Source organism: Alcaligenes endophyticus (assembly GCF_026344035.1).
GTDB classification, from domain to species: Bacteria; Pseudomonadota; Gammaproteobacteria; order Burkholderiales; family Burkholderiaceae_B; genus Alcaligenes; species Alcaligenes endophyticus.
Genome location: NZ_JAPKND010000008.1, coordinates 12,522 through 34,763, shown reverse-complemented (window position 1 = coordinate 34,763; position 22,242 = coordinate 12,522). Strand labels below are relative to the sequence as shown.

The 22,242-nt window shown below is 51.3% G+C and carries 21 protein-coding genes; 12 read left to right on the top strand and 9 right to left on the bottom strand.

From position 1 onward, the window contains the following. Window positions 1-8 precede the first annotated feature (8 nt). The 3 genes from OSH01_RS13325 to OSH01_RS13315 form a co-directional block, all read right to left on the bottom strand. A complete protein-coding gene (locus OSH01_RS13325) occupies window positions 9-815 on the bottom strand; it encodes a transporter substrate-binding domain-containing protein (RefSeq protein ID WP_266124612.1) in 807 nt (268 codons plus the stop codon). A gap of 91 nt (window positions 816-906) precedes the next feature. Next, on the bottom strand, window positions 907-1,686 hold the full coding sequence (locus tag OSH01_RS13320) for an ABC transporter ATP-binding protein (RefSeq protein ID WP_290459053.1): 780 nt from the start codon (window positions 1,684-1,686) through the stop codon (window positions 907-909). Between the two features lie 132 nt (window positions 1,687-1,818). Then, the gene (locus OSH01_RS13315) at window positions 1,819-3,108 is read right to left on the bottom strand and encodes a Glu/Leu/Phe/Val family dehydrogenase (RefSeq protein ID WP_266124611.1); all 1,290 of its coding nucleotides are present in this window, start codon (window positions 3,106-3,108) and stop codon (window positions 1,819-1,821) included. A gap of 234 nt (window positions 3,109-3,342) precedes the next feature. Here OSH01_RS13315 and OSH01_RS13310 point away from each other — a divergent pair, with 234 nt between their 5' ends. Beyond that, window positions 3,343-4,038, top strand: coding sequence for a YggS family pyridoxal phosphate-dependent enzyme (locus tag OSH01_RS13310; protein ID WP_266124610.1), 696 nt, complete (start codon window positions 3,343-3,345; stop codon window positions 4,036-4,038). 2 nt (window positions 4,039-4,040) lie between these two features. Here the strand turns inward: OSH01_RS13310 and OSH01_RS13305 are convergent, their stop codons facing one another. After that, complete coding sequence (locus OSH01_RS13305; RefSeq protein ID WP_266124609.1) at window positions 4,041-4,727, bottom strand: Crp/Fnr family transcriptional regulator; 687 nt, start codon at window positions 4,725-4,727, stop codon at window positions 4,041-4,043. A 174-nt stretch (window positions 4,728-4,901) separates the two neighbouring features. Between OSH01_RS13305 and OSH01_RS13300 the strand changes: the two genes are divergently transcribed. From OSH01_RS13300 to OSH01_RS13265, 8 genes are all read left to right on the top strand, one after another. Then, window positions 4,902-6,854 (top strand): AMP-dependent synthetase/ligase, encoded by a 1,953-nt coding sequence (locus OSH01_RS13300; RefSeq protein WP_266124608.1) that lies wholly within the window; start codon window positions 4,902-4,904, stop codon window positions 6,852-6,854. After that, the gene (locus OSH01_RS13295; RefSeq protein ID WP_266124607.1) at window positions 6,851-7,657 is read left to right on the top strand and encodes an ABC transporter ATP-binding protein; all 807 of its coding nucleotides are present in this window, start codon (window positions 6,851-6,853) and stop codon (window positions 7,655-7,657) included. Before OSH01_RS13300 ends, OSH01_RS13295 begins: the two co-directional genes overlap by 4 nt. A 12-nt stretch (window positions 7,658-7,669) precedes the next feature. Continuing rightward, on the top strand, window positions 7,670-8,599 hold the full coding sequence (locus OSH01_RS13290) for a branched-chain amino acid ABC transporter permease (RefSeq protein WP_266124606.1): 930 nt from the start codon (window positions 7,670-7,672) through the stop codon (window positions 8,597-8,599). 50 nt (window positions 8,600-8,649) lie between these two features. Next, complete coding sequence (locus tag OSH01_RS13285; protein ID WP_266124605.1) at window positions 8,650-9,714, top strand: branched-chain amino acid ABC transporter permease; 1,065 nt, start codon at window positions 8,650-8,652, stop codon at window positions 9,712-9,714. Between the two features lie 74 nt (window positions 9,715-9,788). Continuing rightward, complete coding sequence (locus OSH01_RS13280; RefSeq protein WP_266124724.1) at window positions 9,789-11,117, top strand: ABC transporter substrate-binding protein; 1,329 nt, start codon at window positions 9,789-9,791, stop codon at window positions 11,115-11,117. A 47-nt stretch (window positions 11,118-11,164) separates the two neighbouring features. Continuing rightward, window positions 11,165-12,013, top strand: coding sequence for an ABC transporter ATP-binding protein (locus OSH01_RS13275; RefSeq protein ID WP_266124604.1), 849 nt, complete (start codon window positions 11,165-11,167; stop codon window positions 12,011-12,013). Between the two features lie 15 nt (window positions 12,014-12,028). Beyond that, the gene (locus OSH01_RS13270; protein WP_266124603.1) at window positions 12,029-13,303 is read left to right on the top strand and encodes a phenylacetate--CoA ligase family protein; all 1,275 of its coding nucleotides are present in this window, start codon (window positions 12,029-12,031) and stop codon (window positions 13,301-13,303) included. Between the two features lie 91 nt (window positions 13,304-13,394). Continuing rightward, complete coding sequence (locus OSH01_RS13265) at window positions 13,395-14,411, top strand: amino acid ABC transporter substrate-binding protein (RefSeq protein ID WP_266124602.1); 1,017 nt, start codon at window positions 13,395-13,397, stop codon at window positions 14,409-14,411. Between the two features lie 85 nt (window positions 14,412-14,496). Here the strand turns inward: OSH01_RS13265 and OSH01_RS13260 are convergent, their stop codons facing one another. The 3 genes from OSH01_RS13260 to dprA form a co-directional block, all read right to left on the bottom strand. Beyond that, on the bottom strand, window positions 14,497-14,955 hold the full coding sequence (locus OSH01_RS13260; RefSeq protein WP_266124601.1) for a hypothetical protein: 459 nt from the start codon (window positions 14,953-14,955) through the stop codon (window positions 14,497-14,499). Then, a complete protein-coding gene (locus tag OSH01_RS13255) occupies window positions 14,955-15,863 on the bottom strand; it encodes a hydroxymethylglutaryl-CoA lyase (protein ID WP_266124600.1) in 909 nt (302 codons plus the stop codon). The genes OSH01_RS13260 and OSH01_RS13255 overlap by 1 nt, the downstream gene beginning before the upstream one ends. Window positions 15,864-15,955: 92 nt before the next feature. Further along, complete coding sequence (gene dprA / locus OSH01_RS13250) at window positions 15,956-17,077, bottom strand: DNA-processing protein DprA (protein WP_266124599.1); 1,122 nt, start codon at window positions 17,075-17,077, stop codon at window positions 15,956-15,958. 158 nt (window positions 17,078-17,235) lie between these two features. Here dprA and def point away from each other — a divergent pair, with 158 nt between their 5' ends. Beyond that, complete coding sequence (def, locus tag OSH01_RS13245) at window positions 17,236-17,754, top strand: peptide deformylase (RefSeq protein WP_266124598.1); 519 nt, start codon at window positions 17,236-17,238, stop codon at window positions 17,752-17,754. Window positions 17,755-17,759: 5 nt separating this feature from the next. Beyond that, on the top strand, window positions 17,760-18,710 hold the full coding sequence (gene fmt, locus OSH01_RS13240) for a methionyl-tRNA formyltransferase (RefSeq protein WP_266124597.1): 951 nt from the start codon (window positions 17,760-17,762) through the stop codon (window positions 18,708-18,710). Here fmt and OSH01_RS13235 read toward each other — a convergent pair. Together OSH01_RS13235 and OSH01_RS13230 are read right to left on the bottom strand one after the other, a co-directional pair. Then, window positions 18,707-19,636, bottom strand: coding sequence for a DMT family transporter (locus tag OSH01_RS13235; protein ID WP_266124596.1), 930 nt, complete (start codon window positions 19,634-19,636; stop codon window positions 18,707-18,709). The genes fmt and OSH01_RS13235 overlap by 4 nt on opposite strands. A gap of 71 nt (window positions 19,637-19,707) precedes the next feature. Continuing rightward, window positions 19,708-21,054, bottom strand: coding sequence for an amidase (locus tag OSH01_RS13230; protein WP_266124595.1), 1,347 nt, complete (start codon window positions 21,052-21,054; stop codon window positions 19,708-19,710). A gap of 175 nt (window positions 21,055-21,229) precedes the next feature. Between OSH01_RS13230 and waaC the strand changes: the two genes are divergently transcribed. Beyond that, on the top strand, window positions 21,230-22,231 hold the full coding sequence (waaC, locus tag OSH01_RS13225; RefSeq protein WP_266124594.1) for a lipopolysaccharide heptosyltransferase I: 1,002 nt from the start codon (window positions 21,230-21,232) through the stop codon (window positions 22,229-22,231). The last annotated feature ends 11 nt before the right edge of the window (window positions 22,232-22,242 follow it).

Sequence of the window (22,242 nt, the reverse complement as noted above, 5' to 3'; positions counted from 1 at the left end):
TTATAGGTTTATTTTTTACAGATTTCGTAATTAGCGATGTCAATATCAAACCATTTTTTGCTGGCTGTTTTGACGGTGCCGTCTTCAATCAGCTTACACAAGGCCGCATCTACTTTGGATTTAAGTTCTGCGTTGTCTTTATGTATGCCGACAGCAATGCCGTAGCCTAGTGTTTCTGGGTCGGCCGTGCCGGGGATAACATACTCGGTCAGTGAGAAGTCGGTATTTCCCATTTTGTTCAAAAACTGCGACTGCGAAGTCAGATCGGCAAACGTACCGTCTAGACGGCCTGCCTCTAGATCAATTTGCATTTGATCTAAGGTGTCGTAATTTTTGATTTTTACATCAGGAGCCATTTTGGCCAAGAACGCCCCGTGGGTAGTACCGGCTTGTACTCCAATGGTTTTTTTGTCCAAGCCAGCAAAGATGGTTTTGTCATCGGGGGCTTGAATCAGCGGGCTGTTTTTAGGCAGAATGAAAATGGCATCTTCGACGGCGTACGGAATACTGAAGTTAATGCGCTTTGCTCGCTCGGGCGTGTAAGACATGCCGGAGATAATGAGATCAAAACGGCGAGCGTCTAACGAGGGAATAAGGCTGTCGAAGGACTGCACTACGAAGCGACAGTCGGATTTCAGCTCTGCACACAGTGCTGCCCCTACGTCGGCGTCAAAACCTGTCACCTTACCGGCTGCGTCAACCATGCTCCATGGTGGGTAGCCACCCTCGGTGCCGATGCGTAGATTGTCAGCCAAAGCCTGACTACCTGAAATTGCCAAGATGGCACCCAATAATGTGTTACGTACAAAACTCATGAGTTTCGTCTCCTTGAGTAGACAGTGATATAGACCATGGCCTTGATAGGCTGGGGTTTTATTCTAAGACACACAGAATGTAACGAGAATCTTAGCGCATCGGCAGCAAGAACTGTCGCAGTCGCTCAGATTGCGTATTGTCGAAGACCGCATCAGGATGACCTTGTTCTTCAATCAAGCCATTATGCATAAAAATGACGTGATTGGAGACTTCTCGCGCAAAGTTCATCTCATGGGTAACCAGTATCATGGTGCGCCCTTCTTGGGCCAGCTGGCGAATAACACGCAAGACTTCACCGACCATTTCAGGATCTAGTGCCGAAGTAGGCTCGTCAAACAAAATGACTTCGGGATCCATGGCTAAGGCTCGCGCGATCGCCACGCGTTGTTGTTGACCGCCCGATAGCTCGGACGGGTAGGCGTGCGCTTTGTCAGCCAAGCCGACTTTATCGAGCAGTGCTAAGGCGTAAGCTCGGGCCTGTTCTCGGGCAATTTTTTTAACATAGATCGGGCCCTCACAGATATTTTCTATGACTGTCCGGTGAGTCCAGAGGTTAAAACTTTGAAACACCATGCCTAAGCGGGCACGTACTTGTTCTAGCAGACGAGTATTGTCACTGACGTAAATACCTTTGCTGTTTTTTTTGCTACGCAAAATGTCTGTGCCAATTTGTATTTCGCCCTGATCTGGTACGACCAAGTGATTGATACAGCGCAATAAGGTGCTTTTTCCTGAGCCAGAGGCCCCTATGATGGAAATGACCGCACCTTTTTGCGCCTCTAGGGATATGCCTCTAAGCACCTGGTTAGCACCAAATTGCTTGTGCAGATTGCGTATCTGCACAAGAGCACTTGAACTAGGCTGGGTCACAAGCTGTTCCTTGTGGATGACAGGAAAAAAAGCAGCATTTCATGGCATTTAAAATAGCTTAATCGGGCGATTTTACCGTGTTCCTGTCAGGACTACGCATTTTATGTAGTACTGACAAGGTTTACCCTAGTGTTAAGGATAGAGTCCACGCACTTGTCTGGCCTCAAGGATACGTGCACAAGCGACGATAAAGGCGGCGGTACGCAGGCTGACTTTATGCTCAGCCGCGACGCCAGCCATAGACTTATAAGCCGCTTTCATGATGACGCCTAGACGTTCGTTGATTTCGTCCTCACTCCAAAAAAAGCTGGAGAAATCTTGCACCCATTCGAAGTAGCTAACCGTCACGCCGCCCGCATTGGCGACCACGTCGGGTACCACAATGATGCCTTTCGAGTTCAAAATATCGTCGGCTTCGGGAGAGGTTGGGCCGTTAGCGCCTTCGACGACGATGCGAGCCCGGACTTGGTCGGCATTGTGGCGATTAATTTGGTTTTCTAGGGCGGCGGGCACCAGAATATCCGTATCAAGCTGCCAAAATTGCTCATTGGGTAGAATTTCAGTGCCGGGGGCACCAGCCACCCCTTTTTCTTGCTCTACATAGTCAAGTAAAGCAATGATATCAATACCGTTAGGGTTGTATATGGTTCCAGTGTGGTCTTGTATCGCTAACACTTTAGCGCCTGCGTCGCTGAATAAGCGAGCTGCTGTGCTACCCACGTTGCCAAAACCCTGGATACAGATGCGAGCGCCCTCGAGGGCGATGCCTGCGTCTCGCGCTGCTTCGCAAGCGATAGTGTAGACACCGCGTCCAGTGGCTTCAACTCGACCTAAGCTGCCGCCCAAGGAAATAGGTTTACCGGTGACTACGCCTGTGGTGGTGGCTCCTACATTCATGGAGTAGGTGTCCATCATCCAGGCCATGGTTTGGGCATTCGTATTCACATCCGGCGCCGGTATGTCTTTGTTGGGGCCGATGATACTACCAATTTCGCTGGTGTAGCGACGCGTTAAACGTTCTAGTTCGGGTTGCGAGTAAAGACGCGGATCGATACGTATACCGCCTTTAGCACCGCCAAAAGGCAGGTTGACGGCCGCCGATTTCACCGACATCCATGCTGACAAAGCCATAACTTCCGACAGTGTCACATCTTGGTGGTAGCGTACCCCCCCCTTGCCTGGTCCACGAGAGGTGTTATGTTGAACTCGATAGCCCTCGAAGTGCGCGATGGTGCCGTTGTCCAGTTGAATGGGCACATCGACGATAAGTGTACGCTTGGGGCGCTTAAGCGTTTCTACCCATTTGGATAGCTTACCCAGATAAGGGGTGACCCGTTCCACCTGCTCCAAGTAAATGCCCCAAGGGCCTAGGTCATCGGGATTGAGATAGGAGGGCAGGGAGTGTGTTGGGTTTTCTGTCATGCATTCCTCTGGATTTTAAAGCGGGGCCAAGTCCAGGCTGGCGACTCTATAAAAATACGAGCTCATGGAGCTCGTGCGGTGGGGCGTCGAATTGCCAATTATGACGTGCATACCCGCCTCCCGTCTATCTCCATGTCATTTTCTTATCTTAAGATGAACGGGTATGCTATGAGTTGGGACTAGTCGAGTACGGCTTGCACTAGGTGTGGTCTTTGTTCAAGAAGGAGTTTGAGGATGACTAGGAATGATCTGATGGCTGAGCGCTTAAAAGCGGTGCAGCAGCGTATTGCGCGTGCCTGCGAGCAGGCCGGGCGGTCACCGGATTCCGTGACGTTATTGCCAGTCAGTAAGACCTTTCCCGTTCCTTGCGTGCAGCAGGCCATGGAGTTAGGTTTGCATCGCTTTGCCGAGAATCGAATGCAGGATTTACGCGACAAATCGCAAGCGTTAGCAATACATAGGCTCGATTGGGTCATGATAGGGCATTTGCAGACCAACAAAGTTCGTGAGGCTGCCCACTATGCCAGTGAAGTGCAGTCCTTGGATCGTCTAGCGTTGGCGCAGGCTTTACAGCAGCGTTTATTGCTGGAAGAGCGGCAGCTTGATGTGTTGATTCAAGTAAAAACTTCTCGCGAGCCAACGAAGCACGGCGTGGCGGTTGATCAGCTTATGGAGTTTGCTGATCAGTTGTCGGACTTTTCGCAGTTACGCGTGCAAGGCTTAATGACCATTGCAGAGCATCATGCTGATGAGCAACGAGTGCGCGCTTGCTTTGCACAGCTACGCGATCTGAGAGATCGTTTGCAGGCGCGCGGGCATACCAATATCACGCGTTTGTCGATGGGCATGAGTGGCGATCTGGAGCTTGCCATTGCAGAAGGCGCTACCGAGGTGCGGGTAGGCTCTGCCATATTCGGCGAGCGCCTCTAGCCTTAGACTTTATTGCAGTGCGCATAATTTTTTAACCGTGCCAAATCAAGCACTTCGACGGCACCGTATTCCACTTTTAACAGTTGTTCGGACTCCAACTGGCGCAAGGCCTGGTTGGCTCGTTGTCGGGAAACGCGGGCTAGGTAGCCAATTTCTTCTTGCGTAATGTCTAGTCGCAGGCCTTTGCCCGGATAGAGCAAAGGGTTGAAAAGCTCGGCCAAACAAAGCGCTACACGAGCATCAGGGCTGGCTAAACGATCGTACTCTGCCTTACCAATAAATTGCGCTACTCGTTCATTTAATTGATGTAACAAATAGCGGTTGAAAGCAATACTATGGTCTAGTAGCCAGTTAAAGGTAGCGGCAGGAAGACGCGCAATGATAGAGGTGCGTAGGGAGACGACATCGTACTTGCGCTCTTCGCATTTAAGCAGGGAGCCCTCGCCAATCCAGCCGCCCACCGGCACGCCTGTTAAGGTGGCAATTTTGCCGTCTGGATTACCCACCGAAACCTTGACTAAACCAGACATAACGCCTATCCAGGCACTGGCCCGGTAGCCCTTGCTTTCAATGATGGCAGAGGCGGCATAAGTGCTAAGTATGGTGTCGCGCAAGACCCGTTCTTGCTGCTCAGCAGTCAGCAATTTAAACCACGCAGCTCGTGAGTGTAGAGCGTCAATCAGTTGCATGAGGATTTACCCTAAATAAAGGATGAATGTCATGTTGGTGACAGTTAGTCAGTATGGCAGCCGATAACTTAAATTAACAGTGCAATGCTTAAAAAATAAAAAACATACCTTTTTGAATTATTAACGATTAGAAGTATCTCGGCTAGAGATCAGCATGAGTCCGGAGGTGGAGCTGTGATTCAGGACGAAGTAAGAAAGCGGCAGGGCTTACCGGAAACTTTTCCGGAATGGATACAATATCATGCTCAGCATCGCGGGGCACGTCCTGCAATGCGTGAGAAGGATCTAGGTATCTGGCAAACGATGACCTGGGAACAACTCGCCCAAGAGGCTAGCTTGTTAGCGGCAGGTTTGGCAAGCTTGGGGCTCGAGGTGGGGCAGCACGTTGCCATTGTGGGAGAGAATCGTCCGCGATTGTATTTGGCGATGATGGCCAGTCAGATGCTCGGCGCAATTCCTGTGCCGTTGTACCAAGATGCCGTCGCACAAGAAATGCTGCATGTCTTAAATGATGCGCAAATCTGCATAGCGGTAGTGGAAGACCAAGAGCAGGTAGACAAGCTGCTTGAGGTCGAGCATGAAAGCGAGGCCTTGCGCTACATTATTTATGATGACCCCCGCGGGCTACGCAACTATACGCAGGCCCACGTGCTGCCTTACGAGCGTCTATTGGAGCGCGGAACGCAATACCAAGCGCAGCATGGCGCGGAGCTAAAGGCTCGCACGGCAGCGGTTCGTGCTGATGATGCCGCGGCTATGTTTTATACCTCGGGCACCACAGGCAAGCCGAAAGGGGTAGTACTGACCCACCACGCTTTGATAGATCGGGCACTGGCCATCCAAGAGTTAGAAAACTTGACGGATGCAGAAGAAGTGCTTGCCTATTTGCCGCCCGCTTGGATAGGGCAAAACATGTTTTCGTATACACAGTTTTTAGTAACGGGCTTTACGGTTAATCACCCTGAGTCTCCTGAAACGGTGTCTATCGACATGCATGACATCGGCCCTAGCTATTATTTTGCGCCACCACGGGTGTTAGAAGGGCTACTGACTCAAGTCACCATTCGCATGGAGGATGCGAGTGCTTTCAAGCGCTGGCTGTATAAGCACTGTATGGAGCTGGCCCATAAGGTTGGGGTCAAAATTTTGAATCGGGAAGCCGGTGTGAGTGCGTGGCAGAGGGCATTGTATTCCCTGGGTAACGTACTGATCTACGCACCTCTGCGCAATGCCTTAGGCATGAGCAGAGTGCGGGTGGCGTATACCGCCGGTGAGGCTATTGGTCCTGATTTGTTCGATTTTTATCGCTCTATAGGCATCAACCTCAAGCAACTATATGGTTCCACGGAAACCTCGGTATTTGTCTGTGTGCAAGAAGATGGTCATGTACGGGCGGATACCGTGGGACCGCCGGTTAAAGGGGTGGAGCTGCGTGTAGCGGAAAGCGGCGAAATTCAAATTCGTAGCCCAGGCTTATTCAAAGAGTATTACCGCAATCCCGAATCCACCCAAGAGTCGTTCACGGCCGATGGCTGGTATCACACCGGGGATGCGGGCTATTTGGATACCGATGGCCAGTTAAAAATCATTGACCGTGCTAAGGATGTAGGCAAGTTGGCTGACGGCAGTTTATTTGCGCCTAAGTACATCGAGAATAAGCTCAAGTTCTTCCCCTACATCAAAGAGGCGGTTGCGTTTGGAGCCGATCAACCCCAGGTATGCGCTTTCATCAATATTGATTTGGAAGCAGTAGGTAACTGGGCGGAGCGACGTAACTTACCCTACGCGGGTTATACCGACTTAGCGGCTAAGCCCGAGGTGTACGCCTTAATTCGAGATTGTGTGGCCCAAACAAATCTTGATCTAGCCACTGATCCGAAACTATCCGGCTCTCAAATAGCGAGCTTTTTGATCTTACACAAAGAGCTTGATCCAGACGATGACGAACTGACACGAACGCGCAAGGTCAGGCGCGGGTTTATTGCGCAAAAATACAGTGTACTGGTGGAAGCCTTGTTTGCGGGGCGTGAACGTCAGTTTGTTGAGACCGAAGTGAAGTTTGAGGACGGTCGTACGGGCGTAATTTCGGCTGATTTGCGAATTGAGAAAATGGGTGGGCGGGTATGAGTGGGATAGCAACTCAAGAGCGCCGTATTGGCGATGTCATTCTGGATTTACAGCAAATCTCTTTAGCGTTCGGGGGGGTAAAAGCGCTCAGTAATATTTCTTTTAATGTACGCGAGCATGAAATCCGATCGATTATTGGCCCTAACGGAGCTGGTAAAAGCTCTATGTTAAATGTCATTAATGGTGTCTATGCACCCCAAGAGGGGGAGATTAGCTTGCGCGGTACTAAGCACCCTCGTATGAGCCCGCGTTTGGCGGCCACTCAAGGTATCGCCCGTACTTTCCAGAACCTAGCGCTGTTCAAAGGTATGAGCGTGCTGGACAACATCATGACGGGCCGTAATCTGCATATGCATAGCGGCATTCTTGCGCAAGCGCTGCGCTGGGGTAAAGCCGAGCGTGAAGAGATCCGCAATCGTGAGATTGTCGAGGGCATTATTGATTTTCTCGAAATTCAGGCTTACCGGAAAACCCCTGTGGGACGTTTGCCTTACGGCTTGCAAAAGCGGGTCGATTTAGGGCGCGCGCTGGCGATGGAACCACGAATTTTATTGCTGGATGAGCCCATGGCAGGGATGAACATCGAGGAAAAACAGGACATGTGCCGTTTTATTCTGGATGTCAATGAAGAGTACGGCACCACCATCGTGCTGATTGAGCACGATATGGGGGTAGTCATGGACATTTCCGACCGAGTGGTGGTCCTTGATTACGGTAAAAAAATTGGAGATGGTGTACCCGATGAGGTACGCCAAGACCCCGAAGTGATCCGAGCCTATCTGGGCGCAGGTCAAGACTCCTGAGGCAGAATCATTATGGCTTTTTTATTGGAAACGTTATTTGGCGGCTTGATGACCGGCATGCTCTACGCTCTAGTAGCGTTAGGCTTCGTGTTGATTTTCAAAGCCTCAGGGGTATTTAACTTTGCCCAAGGTGCCATGGTATTGGTGGCGGCGTTAGCGATGGCACGCTTCTCCGAGTGGATACCAAAATGGTTAGGTATGGAGCCCGGTCTGTGGGGCAATGTGCTGGCTTTTATCTTGGCCGCGATACTGATGTGGCTGATCGCGGTGCTCATTGAGCGCTTGGTGCTGCGCTATTTGGTCAACCAAGAGGCAACCTCTTTATTAATGGCCACCATAGGTATTAGCTACTTTCTCGATGGGATGGGGCAAATACTCTTTGGTAGTTCGGTGTACTCGATTAATGTAGGCATGCCGAAAGATCCGGTGTTCATTCTTGGTGAGATGTTTGAGGGTGGCATCCTCATTAATTTAGAAGACTTAAGCTCGGCTGTAGTCGCTGCTTTATTGGTGGCGTTGCTAGCCATGTTTTTCCAATACACCTCTACGGGTCGTGCCTTGCGTGCCGTTGCGGACGACCATCAAGCGGCTCAGTCCATTGGTATCCCGCTCAATCGCATTTGGGTAGTAGTTTGGACGGTAGCCGGTTTGGTGGCGTTAGTAGCCGGCATTATATGGGGTTCAAAGTTTGGTGTGCAGTTCACGCTTTCAACGGCCGCCCTGCGAGCTTTGCCAGTGGTCATCCTAGGTGGTCTGACATCAGTGCCGGGTGCCATTGTAGGGGGGCTCATCATTGGGGTGGGCGAGAAGCTATCAGAAGTGTATTTGGGCCCTTACGTAGGGGGCGGAATCGAAATCTGGTTTGCCTATATCTTGGCTTTGGTCTTTTTGCTCTTCCGTCCTCAGGGATTGTTTGGCGAAAAAATTATTGATCGTGTGTGATGCAAAGCATACGCATGATGACCATGCTTTATTGAGGGTAGGTGCACATTATGTTTTATCGTGAAAATGGTCAGTTTAAAAGTAGCTATCGCGCTGATCAGCAAATTTTCCCTATACGTCAGGATAGATATGCCGTACTAGGTATGCTTGTTGTAGCTATTGTGGGGGTACCGGCTTTAGCGTCGAACTATTTTCTGCAAGCTATTCTGATACCGTTTCTTATTCTGTCTTTAGCCGCTATTGGCCTGAATATTTTGGTCGGCTATTGTGGGCAGATATCCCTAGGCTCAGGGGCATTTATGGCCGTAGGCGCTTATGCTGCATGGAACTTTGGGGTGCGCATTCCTGAGTTGCCTTTATTGCTGCAAATTCTGCTCGGAGGCTGTTTTGCCACCTTGGTGGGAGTGGCCTTTGGTATCCCTAGCTTACGCATCCGAGGCTTGTATTTAGCGGTAGCCACGTTAGCGGCGCAGTTTTTTGTCGATTGGGCTTTTTTACGCATTGCTTACCTGACCAATTACTCCTCCTCTGGCAACGTGTCGGTTCCCGCCTTAAGTTTTTTTGGCCTGCCGGTACAAACGCCATTGCAAAAGTACATGTTCGTTTTAGGGTTTGTTGTGGTGTTTGCACTCTTGGCGAAAAACTTGGTAAGGGGCGCCTTGGGGCGCCAGTGGATGGCCATTCGCGACATGGACGTGGCTGCTGAGGTGATTGGTATACGGCCTGTTTACGCCAAGTTAAGCGCATTTGCAGTGAGCTCTTTCATTATTGGCGTGGCCGGAGCGCTATGGGCATATATCCATCTGGGTTCATGGGAGCCTTTGGCCTTTGACTTAAACCGCTCCTTGCAACTGTTATTTATTGTGATTATTGGCGGTTTGGGTTCTATCGTGGGAAGCTTTTTTGGGGCGGCCTTTATGGTACTGCTGCCTGTATTGCTCACCAATGTCCCCGAATTGTTTGGGCTAAGCATTGGGGTAGATACCGCATCGCATATCGAACATATGGTGTTTGGTGCGTTAATTGTGCTGTTCTTGATTGTCGAGCCACATGGTTTGGCACGCTTATGGAGTATTGCAAAAGAGAAGTTACGTTTGTGGCCGTTTCCACATTGATGCAGTGAAATCAACAAGTAAGGCTGGGCAGTGCAACACTGACCTAGCTAGGCAATAGGGACTTAAAGGAGGACCTGGAGATGAGAACGAAGTTAAAAGTTTTAGCGGCTGGTTTAGCATTTACCGCCACGACCTTAGCGCTTGCCCCTGCGTTTGCCGCAGAGGAAACTCAGTACATACCGTTGCTGGCGTATCGTACGGGTTCGTTTGCCCCATTGGGTATACCTTGGGCGGATGGCAAGCAAGACTATTTGCACTTGGTTAACGAGCGTGATGGTGGCGTTAATGGAGTCAAACTGGTCTTTGAAGAGTGTGAGACAGCTTATGCTACCGATCGAGGTGTCGAGTGCTATGAGCGTATGAAAGGACGTCATGGCGGTGCCTCAGGGTTTGATACGCAGTCAACAGGGATTACCTTTGCATTGACAGATAAGGCCATTGTAGATGGGGTGCCCATTGAAACCATGGGATATGGTCTTTCTCAGTCCGCTAATGGCTCCGTCTTTAAGTGGAACTTTCCGTTATTGGGCACGTATTGGACTGCCGCGGATGTCATGATTCAAGATATCGCCAAGCGAGTGGGTGAGGATAAGCTGAAAGATCAGCGCATTGCTTTGGTCTATCACGACTCCCCTTACGGCAAAGAGCCTATCCAACTGCTGCAGGCACGCGCTAAAGAGCAGGGCTTTACCCTAGACTTATATCCTGTGACCGCTCCAGGGGTAGAGCAAAAATCAACCTGGCTACAGATTCGCCAGCGACGCCCTGATTTCATTCTGTTGTGGAGTGCCGGCATCATGACCCCGACGGCGCTTAGGGAAGCCCAGGCGGTGGGATACCCGCGAGACAAAATGTACGGTATTTGGTGGGCTGCTTCAGAAAGTGATGTGGCGGATTTGGGAGCCTCAGCCAAGGGCTACAAAGGTATCACGATTCATAACAGTGCCGACCATGGTGAAGTACACAAACAGGTCAAAGAACTGCTGCATGATCAAGGGAAAGGGGCCGAGAACCGGGGCCGTTATTTAGGTACCTTGGCTCATACCCGCGGCATGATGATTTCAATGCTACAGGTTGAAGCCATACGCCGTGCACAGGAAGAGTTTGGCAAAGGGAAGCGCATGACTCCAGAGCAAGTGCGCTGGGGGTTTGAGAACCTTGACCTCACCGATGAGAAGCTAAAAGAATTGGGCTTTGAAGGCATTATGCGCCCGGTAAAAACATCGTGTAGTAATCACATGGGCGATGACTGGGCCCGTATTGCAGAGTGGGACGGCAATAAGTTTGTGGTGGTGTCTGACTGGTATCAGTCTGATAAGCACTTTGTCGATCCCTTGGTGAAGGAAATGGCAGATCGTTATGCCACGGAAAAGCGTATTACCCCGCGCGAGTGCGCTGAGTAAATCTGGGTTGGGGCGCACCGGGCGTGCGCCCCAGGAGGATAAGTGAAATGGCAGAAATCGGTACAAGCACGCTACCTTTGCAAGCAAAGACGGCACCTGCTTTATTAGATGTGAATGGTATTGAAGTCATTTACAACCACGTCATCTTAGTGCTTAAAGGAGTTTCGCTGCGCGTCCCTGAAGGCAAAATTGTGGCTTTATTAGGAGCCAATGGTGCGGGTAAAACAACCACTTTACGGGCGGTTTCGAACTTACTGCGTGCCGAACGAGGGGATGTGACCAAAGGCAGTATCGCACTGCGGGGGGAGCGTATTGATCAGTTGACGCCAGAAGACTTGGTTAAGCGCGGAGTGGTGCAGGTCATGGAGGGTAGACATTGTTTTGCGCACTTAAGTATTGAAGAAAACTTATTAACGGGTGCCTATACGCGCAAGTTAAATCGTGGCGATTTAAACGCAGAGATGGAACGTGTGTACGAGTATTTTCCCCGCCTAAAGCAACGGCGTACCAGTCAGGCGGGTTATACCTCGGGTGGTGAACAGCAAATGTGTGCGATAGGTCGAGCCCTGATGGCCAACCCCAACATGATTTTGTTGGATGAGCCGTCTATGGGCTTGGCACCGCAGGTCGTAGAAGAAATTTTTGACATTGTCAGCGATTTAAATCAACGCGAGAAAGTGAGCTTTTTGCTGGCAGAACAAAATACCAATATTGCGTTGAAATATGCCGACTATGGCTACATCCTAGAAAACGGACGCGTCATGATGGATGGGGAGGCGCAAGAGCTGGCCAGCAATGAGGATGTGAAAGAGTTTTACCTAGGCGTATCGCAGGGAGAACGCAAGAGCTTCCGAGACAACAAATTCTACCGCCGACGCAAGCGCTGGTTGGCATAAGAGCAGGAGAAAGGCATGCAGAAGCATTACGACCAACGTGAAACGGCGGATCCACAGGAGCGCGAACGGTCCCTGATGGAGCGGTTACCTAAAGCGTTAAGGCAAGCAACCCTTAGGGCGCCGGCGATTGCGACGCAGCTACAGGGTGTGGAGCCAGATGCTTTACGTAGCCGCGCCGATTTAGCACGTATTCCGGTCATCCGAAAAAGCGAGTTGTTACAAGCCCAACTTGAAGCGCGTGAAAAGGCTAAGCATGCTGGGAAAATACGTGCGGAGGATGTATTTGCCGGCTTCTCTACGATAGGTTGGGGGCAAGCTAAACGCGTGTTTGCCTCGCCGGGCCCTATGTATGAGCCAGAAAGTGCACGCCCCGACTACTGGGGCTTTGCGCGTGCGTTATATGCGGCGGGCATACGCGATAACGAACTCGTTTATAACTGCTTCTCGTACCACTTCACTCCAGCCGGCTCAATGATGGAAACGGCGGCGCACGCCTTAGGATGTACTGTTTTCCCGGGGGGCGTGGGCCAAACCGAGCAACAGGTTGTGGCCATGCAGGACTTAGCACCCACTGCGTACACCGGCACGCCTAGTTTCTTGAAAATCATTCTAGAAAAGGCTCAGGCTATGGGGACTCGGATTCCTAGCTTGAGTAAAGCCTTGTTTTCTGGCGAAGCCTTCACCCCTTCCATGCAGGCGTGGTTTGTCGAACACGGTGTCAATGGGTTCCAAGCGTATGGTAGTGCCGACTTGGGCATGATTGCCTATGAAACCGAAGCGCGTGAAGGTTTGGTGCTCAATGAAGATATGATTGTAGAAATTGTGCGCCCGGGTACGGGGATTGTGGTGCCAGATGGCGAGGTTGGTGAGGTAGTGATCACCACATTGAACCCTGACTATCCTTTGGTGCGGTTTGGTACAGGGGATCTATCGGCAGTTATGCCAGGAGCATCGGCGTGTGGTCGCACAAATACGCGTATACGCGGATGGCTGGGACGGGCAGACCAAACTACCAAAATTCGAGGCATGTTTGTTCATCCGGCACAAGTGGCACAGATTCTAGCGCGGCATCCTGAGTTTAGTCGCGCACGATTGGTGGTGCGAGGCAAGTTAGGAGAAGATAAAATGGTCCTGCAGTTAGAAGGGGCGGAGCAGTTCTCGAGCCTAGAGGAATCGGTGCTCAGTAGCGTGCGAGAAATCACTAAATTACGTGCGGAACTTGAATTTGTGACTGTGGGCACCTTACCGAATGATGGGAAGGTAATTGAAGATCAACGCAGCTATGAATAAGTCGTTATGTGCATATATACACAGATGTATAACGCGCTAAGGTAATATGCTGGAAAATAGTTTACTTATCTATCCAGCAAAGGAGAATACCATGCGCTATGTGAAGCAATCCCTAGGAGCCTTGGCCCTGTTGGGCGTAACCCAGTTTGCACAGGCCGATACCTTGGCCAACGTCAAGCAACGTGGCTATGTGCAATGTGGCGTTACTACGGGCTTTGCTGGTTTTTCGGCGCCAGATGCACAAGGCGTCTGGCGCGGATTGGATATTGACGTATGCCGTGCGGTGGCGGCTGCTACTCTAGGAGACAGCTCTAAATTTAAAGCCGTCCCTTTGAACTCACAGCAACGCTTTACGGCGTTACAGTCTGGCGAAATTGATGTGCTAGCACGTAATACAACGGTGACTCAGCAGCGCGACACGGCGGTAGGAGCTATCCATGCAGGGATAAACTTTTACGATGGTCAGGGGTTTCTGGTGCCTAAAGCGTTAGGCGTCAACAGCGCCAAAGAGCTCAATGGGGCAACCGTGTGCATGCAAACAGGCACATCGAACGAGAACACCATGGCCGACTGGGCACGGGCGCACAAGGTAGAGTACACCCCTGTTGTTATTGAGCAGTTTAACGAGGTAGTTAATGCGTTCGTGGCGGGGCGTTGTGACGTGTTTACTACCGATGCTTCTGGGCTAGCGTCGATTCGTATCTCCAAAATGGAGAACCCTGACGACTATCTGGTGTTACCAGAGATTATCTCTAAAGAGCCTTTAGGGCCTTATGTGCGCCAGGGCGATGATGCGTGGCTGAATATTGTAAAGTGGGCCCTACAGGCGAGCTTTAACGCCGAAGAGTTAGGCCTGACTTCAGCAAACGTTGACCAGCATCTTACCAGCACCGACCCCAATGTACAGCGGCTTTTAGGTGTCACACCCGGCGCGGGACAAAACTTGGGGCTCGATGAAAAATGGGCCTATAACATCATTAAGCAAGTGGGTAACTACGGCGAGAGCTTCGAGCGTAACGTCGGCCAAGGTAGCCCATTAAAAATTCAGCGTGGGTTGAACGCGCTTTGGACAGAGGGTGGCCTCGTGTACGGCTTACCGGTACGCTAAGATTATCCTGATACTTTCCTGTTGTAGTTGACACCCGTCGTTCCAGCCTAGGCTGGACGGCGGGTTTTTTCGACAACGTAAGGAATTAGTGACGCTTTTGGTAAATAAGCGAAATCTGGGCGAAGGCACGCTGTAATTCTAGGCTTGCCCCTTGAAAGACGATGGGGCGGCCTCGACGAGGGAAGCAGACCAAGCGTTTCGAGCCTAACAAAGGAATAAACTTGGCTGTATTGATGTCATCCCAATTAATTTCACGTCGCATGACCCAGCTTTGGCGTATGCCTCGATCATCGATAGTGGTGTGGCCAGCCCACATGTAATAAGCGATGACCAGTAGGGCCACAAACAGCAAGACCATGCAGGCTGCTACGTAGGGATTAACGGCGGGGCCGTTGAACCCGCTGGCCACTTGAATAAAGCGTACACCAATTAAAGTAATCACAACCCACGCCATCCCCGCTACCCCTTTAGGCCATGAGCGGCCGCGAATGGGTAAGGTGCTGAGCTGTTCTAGCACTTCGTGGCGGCGTGTGGAGGCTTGCATTACCCTGCCTTACGAGCGGCTAAGGCATTGCCTGCACGGCTAAAAGAGGGGCGACCTAACTGAGCTGAAATCCATTGACCTATATCCACGACGGCATCAAGGTCTACGCCGGTTTGAATTCCCATATTGTGCAGTAGGTACAACACGTCTTCGGTTGCGACGTTACCGGTAGCCCCTTTGGCATAAGGGCAACCGCCTAAGCCAGCGGTAGAGCTATGAATAATACTGATGCCAGCGTTCAGTGCAGCCACGATATTAGCAATAGCCTGGCCATAGGTGTCGTGGAAGTGGCCAGAAATTTTGGCGGGATCTATGTGCTCGGTGACGGTGCGCATGACTTCATACACCTTGTTTGGTGTACCCACACCAATGGTGTCCGCGACATCCAGTTCGTGACAGCCTAAGGCCTCTAGGCGCTTGGCGACATCGACCACAGCATCGATAGCAATTTCGCCCTCGTAGGGGCAGCCTAGTGCACAACTGATGGAACCACGTATCAGCAGACCTGCTTGTTTGGCTTGTTCAGCAACCGGTTCAAAACGGGCAATTGACTCGGCAATACTGCAATTGATATTACGCTGCGAGAACGACTCGCTTGCCGCAGCGAAGATAACAATTTCATTGGCCTGCGAGGCTAAAGCGCCTTCTAGCCCTTTTAGATTGGGAGTGAGTACAGAATATAGCGTATTGGGATTACGCTGTATGGACGCCATGACTTGGGTGGCATCGGCCATTTGTGGGACCCACTTAGGGGATACAAATGAGGTGGTCTCGATATTTGCAAAACCAGCGGCGGTTAAACGATTGATGAGTTCGACTTTGACGTCCGTAGCAATAAATTGTTTTTCGTTTTGCAGGCCGTCGCGGGCAGCGACTTCTACTATTTTGACGCGATCTGGTAAAGACATAAGAGATCCTGAAGGCAAGAGCGGCTTTGCACGCCGCGACACAATAGCGTCATGATAACGGGATTGTGCGCGCCCGACTATGAGGGAGCCTACTAGTTTTTTAAGCGCTGGTAGTTTCCTGTTTCAAGACGTGCTACTAATGAGGCCATTTCTAGCTCAAGTAAGCTTTGGGCTAAGGTTGCAGGTGAGCCAGTCCAGAGCCGTTGTAACTCATCGACGCTTTGAGGGCTGTAATCCAGTAATGTCAGCACTTGTCGCGCTGCAGCACTTAATGTGGGATCAGGGGCCAGCGTAGACAGTGGGGGGTTGAGAGAATTGGGAGCAAGCTCTTCGAGTATGTCTTGGGCTTGCTCAACTAACTTGGCTCCTTGGCGGAGTAAAGCGTGGCACCCTCGTGATAAGGGGGAATGTATCGATCCAGGGATAGCAAAAACCTCGCGTCCTAATTCGGTAGCAAGCTTGGCAGTGATAAGCGAACCACTTTGGCGTGCGGCCTCTACCACTAGCACCCCCTTGCTAAAGGCCGCCACCAAACGATTACGTTTAGGGAAATGGTAAGGTAGGGCTTTAGTGCCTAACGGGAATTCGCTCAGTAAAATGCCGTGCTGTACAATATCATGGGCTAGCTGGCGATGCGCAGCGGGATAAACCAAATCGATACCAGTGCCTAAAATGGCCACGGTGCCAGCGCCTTGGGGGCCCGCCGCTAGGGCGCCGCGATGGGCGGCTTGGTCAATACCGCTTGCCAGACCGCTACAAATGAGCCAGCCTTGTGCGGCCAGATAGTGCGCGAAGTCTTGGGCAATGGCTGTGCCGCCAGGGGTGGCGTTACGCGCGCCTACGATAGCCAGGGCGGGCTGTTGCAGATGGCTAAGCTGGCCGTTGATGTATAGAATGAGTGGTGGGTCGTGTAAATCGAGTAGTGCGGGCGGATAAGCTGGGTCAGCTAGGGTCAGTACATGATGATGCTCATGATCTAGCCACTGTAGGGTACGGTCGATTTGTTGTTGCAGTGTATCGTTAGGGGGTTGGCGTAACTGCGCAACAAGTGGTGCTGGCAGATAGCGCAGCAAAGCACTGCTAGAGGCCGCATAGATACTTGGCGGCAGCCCTAGAGCACCTAGTAATAGGCGTGCCTGGTCGCTACGTAAACCTGGTTCTAAGGATAAGCGCAGCCAAGCGGAAAGTTCATCGGTAGTAAAATGTAGTGGCATAGTCTAGTTTTACACCAAATTATGTTTGCTTAGCGCCTTGGTTGGGATAGATTTATCCTAACGCGCTTTAAAAATGTCTGGCTCGCCGTATCTTCTTGCGATCAGGCCTACAATTTCACTTTGTTTATACAGATTACGCTATTGAGCGGAAACCTATCATGGCTTTGTTACCTATATTGAAATATCCGGATCCACGATTGCATACGGTGGCCAAACCCGTAGAGCAGGTGGATGAGCGCATACGTACGCTAGTCAAAAACATGGCAGAAACCATGTACGCTGCTCCTGGAGTAGGCTTGGCGGCGACTCAGGTCGACGTACATGAACGAGTCGTCGTGATCGACGTCTCAGAAAAAGGCGATGAGCTGCAGGTTTTGATTAATCCGGTCATTACCTGGAAAAGCGATGAGCTACAGGTTTATGAAGAAGGTTGCTTATCGGTGCCCACTATTTTCGACAAAGTCGAACGAGCAGAGCGCATACGCTTTAAAGCCTTGGATGCCCACGGTAACGAGTATGAGCAGGAAGCTGATGGCTTGTTAGCAGTATGTGTGCAGCATGAGCTTGATCACTTGGACGGCAAAGTGTTTGTAGAATATTTGTCGGTATTGAAACGCGAACGTATTCGTTCACGTTTGCGCAAGCAGCAACGCGAAGAGCTTAAGGCAGGGGTGTAAGTCGCATGCGTATAGTGTTTGCAGGTACACCAGACTTCGCACGTCTGGCGCTGGAGGCCTTATTGCAAGCGGGTCATTCGATACCCTTAGTCTTAACCCAGCCTGATCGGCCTGCAGGGCGAGGCCTGAAGTTAACGCCTAGCCCCGTGAAGCAAGCGGCACTAGCCGCGAATATACCCGTGGCGCAGCCATTAAGCTTGCGCTTGAATGGTGCTTATGCCCCCGAGGCAGCACAGGCTCAGGCATTATTAGAGTCCGTACAGCCTGATCTAATGGTAGTTGCGGCGTACGGTTTAATTTTGCCCGCTTGGACACTCGCGCTACCGCGTTACGGCTGTTTGAATATACATGCTAGCTTGTTGCCACGCTGGCGTGGTGCAGCCCCTATTCAACGCGCCATTGAAGCGGGTGATAAGCAGACAGGCATCACCATTATGCAAATGGATGAAGGCTTAGATACGGGCGATATGTTGTTGCGTACCGAACTGGCCATCACGCCTGAACACAATGCTAGTCGGCTTCACGACGAGCTTGCCCAGCAAGGGGCCAGTGCGATTGTGCAGGCTATTGAACTGTTAGAGCAGGGCAAGCTTAAGGCGCAGCAGCAGCCTGAAGCGGGAGTGACTTATGCCGCAAAGCTGAACAAGGCCGAGGCACCGCTTGATTTTGCCCTCGCGGCTTCTGTTTTGGAGCGCCGCATCCGTGCGTTCGACCCGGTGCCGGGAGCGACGATGCGTTTACCAGGCCTTAAAGATCCAGTAAAAGTATGGCGTGCCACGGTTCTGTCTGAGAAGGTGCAGGCCGAGCCGGGGAAAATAATTCAGGTGAGCGAGCAAGGGATTGATGTCGCGACTGCGCAAGGTGTGTTGCGTTTACTGGAAGTACAAAAAGCGGGCGGCAAACGCCAAGCGGTTGCCGCTTTTGTACAGGGTTGGCAATTACCAGCACAAAACTAATGGTCAGTGTTAGCCACACGGCGCCATTCAATGGCGCCGATGACGATACCGCTAACGCAAATAATCAGAATGCCAAACCAACTGGTACGGTCAGGAAAGTGCCCCCAAATTAGCCACCCCAAACCACCGGCGGCGATAATCTGCAAATAGACAAACGGGGCTAGCAATGATGCTGGCGCTAGCCTGTAAGCTTGAATTTGCCACAGATGACCTAAGGCGCCCCAGAAACCAGTTGAGGCAAGCACCAGCCACTGTAGCGGTGTTAGGGTCTTTAGTATGGGCAAGGCAGCCGGTAAAATAAATGGCAAGGCGATAGTTAAACATAAACTACCTATGGCCCCACTCCATAGCAAGGTGGTCATGGCATTGTCGATAGCCACACGTCGCGTGACAATGAACTGCATGGCAAACATGCATGCCGTGATTAAACCAAAAAAGATCCCTACCGGCGGCAGATCACTGCCAGGCCGAATGATAATCAGCACACCAATTAGCCCTACGCCCGCCGCAATCCAGCGCGAGACATAACTTTTTTCTTTCAGCAGCCACGGGGCGGCCGCCAGCACGATTAAGGGTGCTAAAAAGTTAATGGCGGTGGCTTCAGCCTGAGGCAAATAACGTAGGGCGGTAAATAAGGAAAAGGTGGCGAGCATCATGATAATGCCGCGTAGAAGCTGAGCGCGCGGGCGTTGACTACGAAACACACCCCAGCCTTTCGAGGGAAAGACCAAGGCCAGCACCAAGAAAAAATGGATAACGTAGCGAAACCAGCACATCAATAGCAGCGGGACGCCTAGACCCATGACCCACTTACCACTGGCATCTAAGCCGGAAAGGGCCCACGTGGAGGCGATAAGTACAAGTATGCCGCCAATAGGGAGTGTACTGGCATGCGGCTTGGCAGAAAGGGGGGGCAGGGACGGCATCCTAAATCCTAAAACATGTGCTGCGCATCAGTCTGCGCAGCACACTTATCTTACGCCATATCAGCGGTGTTTCAAGCATATAAGGCTTGTTCTATCGCTGCTCCGATGGCAAGTAGGTGTTGATCATGATAGGCCGGTGCAGCCACCATCAAACCCACCGGAGCTTGGCCATCGGCATGGCATGGTATAGACAAAGCGCAGCCATTTAAGAAGTTGATAATGCTAGGGTTACGCAAAATAAGGGCGTTTGCCTCAAAGTAAGCTGCATCACTAGCTTGAAGGTCGGCAATACGGGGTGCGATGATGGGGACAGTGGGCAGCAATAGTGCATCGTAACCATTGAGGCGTGCTTCTACAGCAGCGATCCATGCTTCGCGTGTATCGAGCAAATCAATATAGTCTGCGCAGTCCATCTCTTTGCCGCGCAGAATGCGGGAGGCAACGCGAGGGTCGTAATCGGACTCATTGCTACCGATGAGCTCACGGTGTAAGGCCCATGCCTCGGCACACACCAAGCCGCCTTGGCGGTTGATGTAAGGCAATTGTGCGAACTCTGGAATAGCGATGGTGTCGATTTGTGCACCGTGCTCCAATAGCAGGGCCAAGCTGCGTTCAAAGGCTTCCTTTACGGTATCGTCCATCTGCTCTAAGACATAAGCGTCGGGTAGGGCAAAACGTAGCGTCTCTAAAGGCGAAGGAAGAAGGGGAATGTAAGCTTGATCGCTGAGCACGGCATCAACAATGGCACAACATTCTACAGAAGCCGCTAAAGGGCCGCTGGAGTCCAAGCTGCGCGACAAGGGCATAGTTCCATCGCTGGGAATGCGTTCAGCGGTAGGTTTAAAACCGACCACGCCATTAAACGCAGCAGGAATACGAATAGAGCCACCTGTGTCGGTACCAATAGAAAATACCGACATGTCATCGGCCACAGCGACGCCCGCGCCCGAGGATGATCCGCCAGGTATACGGGCCTGATCGCGTTGCCAAACCGAGCTTGGCGTACCGTAGTGGGGGTTAATACCTAAACCCGAAAAAGCAAATTCGGTCATGTTGGTGGAGCCTAGCAAAATGGCACCTGCTTTAAGCAAACGGTCCACCACTACGCTGTGGTACATCGCGGGATCGGCATCCTCAAGGACGATTGAGCCGCCTAAGGTAGGATAGCCTGCTACATCAAATAAATTCTTGACGGACATGGGTAGGCCCTCAAGTAGCGAGCGGCTGAGGCCTGCGGCGCGCAAAATATCAGAGGCGCGGGCCGCTTCTAGTGCTTGCTCGGCAAACACTTCAATAAAGCAGGCCGGGCCTTCACCTTGCTCATTTTGTATGCGTTCTAAGGCACGTTGCGTTAGTTCTACAGCGGTAGTGGAGCCTGACTCTAGGGCTGCTTGTAACTCAAGGATGGTAATCGGCATAAACACTCTTCAAGGCAGATGATCAGAAATTTAGCGTAGTCAAACAGACCCTGCTGTAGTGATCATACGTAGCGGTACGAAATTGAACAAATGGTGGTTACGGAAAAAGGTAAAATTTTTTGTCTTTCTCCTATCACGTACGACTATTTTTTTCTGCCGCCACTATAATTTCGCCATGACTTGCAAGATACTTATTGTTCGTACCTCATCTTTGGGTGATCTGGTACATATGCTGCCAGCCATCACTGAGATCGCCGAGCACGTGCCCAATGCGCAGATTGACTGGCTAGTGGAAGAAAGCTTTGCTGATATTCCCCGCTGGCACCCAGCGATTCATGATGTTATTCGTGTGGCGCATAGGCGATGGCGCAAAAACTGGTGGTCTGCACAGACCCAGCAAGAGCGCGCTGCGCTCAAGGCCAATTTAGGGGCACGTCAGTACGATGTAGTCCTAGATATGCAGGGCTTACTAAAGTCTGCTTGGTTAGTACGGCAAACCCATGGGGTACGTCATGGCCTAGACTGGAAGTCGGCACGAGAACCCCTGGCGTCTTTATTTTATCAAGTCAAACATCGAGTACCTTTTTGGCAACCGGCTGTTTTTCGTCAGCGAACCCTAGCAGCAGCATGTTTTAACTATGTTAGCCAAGGAGCGCCGAATTTTGGTTTGCAAGCTTTAGCGGCACAGGCTGACCCTAACCAAGAGCCGTATGCCATTATTATGCCCTCCGCCAGTCGGGATAATAAATTGTGGGCTCCCGAAAATTGGCAGGCAGTCTTTGATCGCTTGCAAACTGAGGGCTTAGCCTTGCGTCTGTTGGCAGGCAGTGCTTCTGAAACCGAGCGGGCAGAGCAACTTATACAACACCGGGCCAATGCCCACGTATTACCCCGCATGGGTTTAACGCAGGTAGCGTTGCAATTGGCAGGCGCCCGTATTATGGTAGGCTTAGATAGCGGCTTGACACACTTATCCAGTGGTTTGGGACGCCCCACCATTGGTATTTATAAGGCCTCCACTCCCGTGCGTACGCCCCTAGAGGGTGATGCTTACACCGCTAGCTTAGGTGAGCGTGGACAAGAGCCTTCCGTACACACAGTGTTGTGTGCTATTGATCAAGCGCTACAATCAGATCCTGTGCTCAAGTCCTCCGATCAGGCAAGCTTTCCTGCATAAGCAGGAACCTA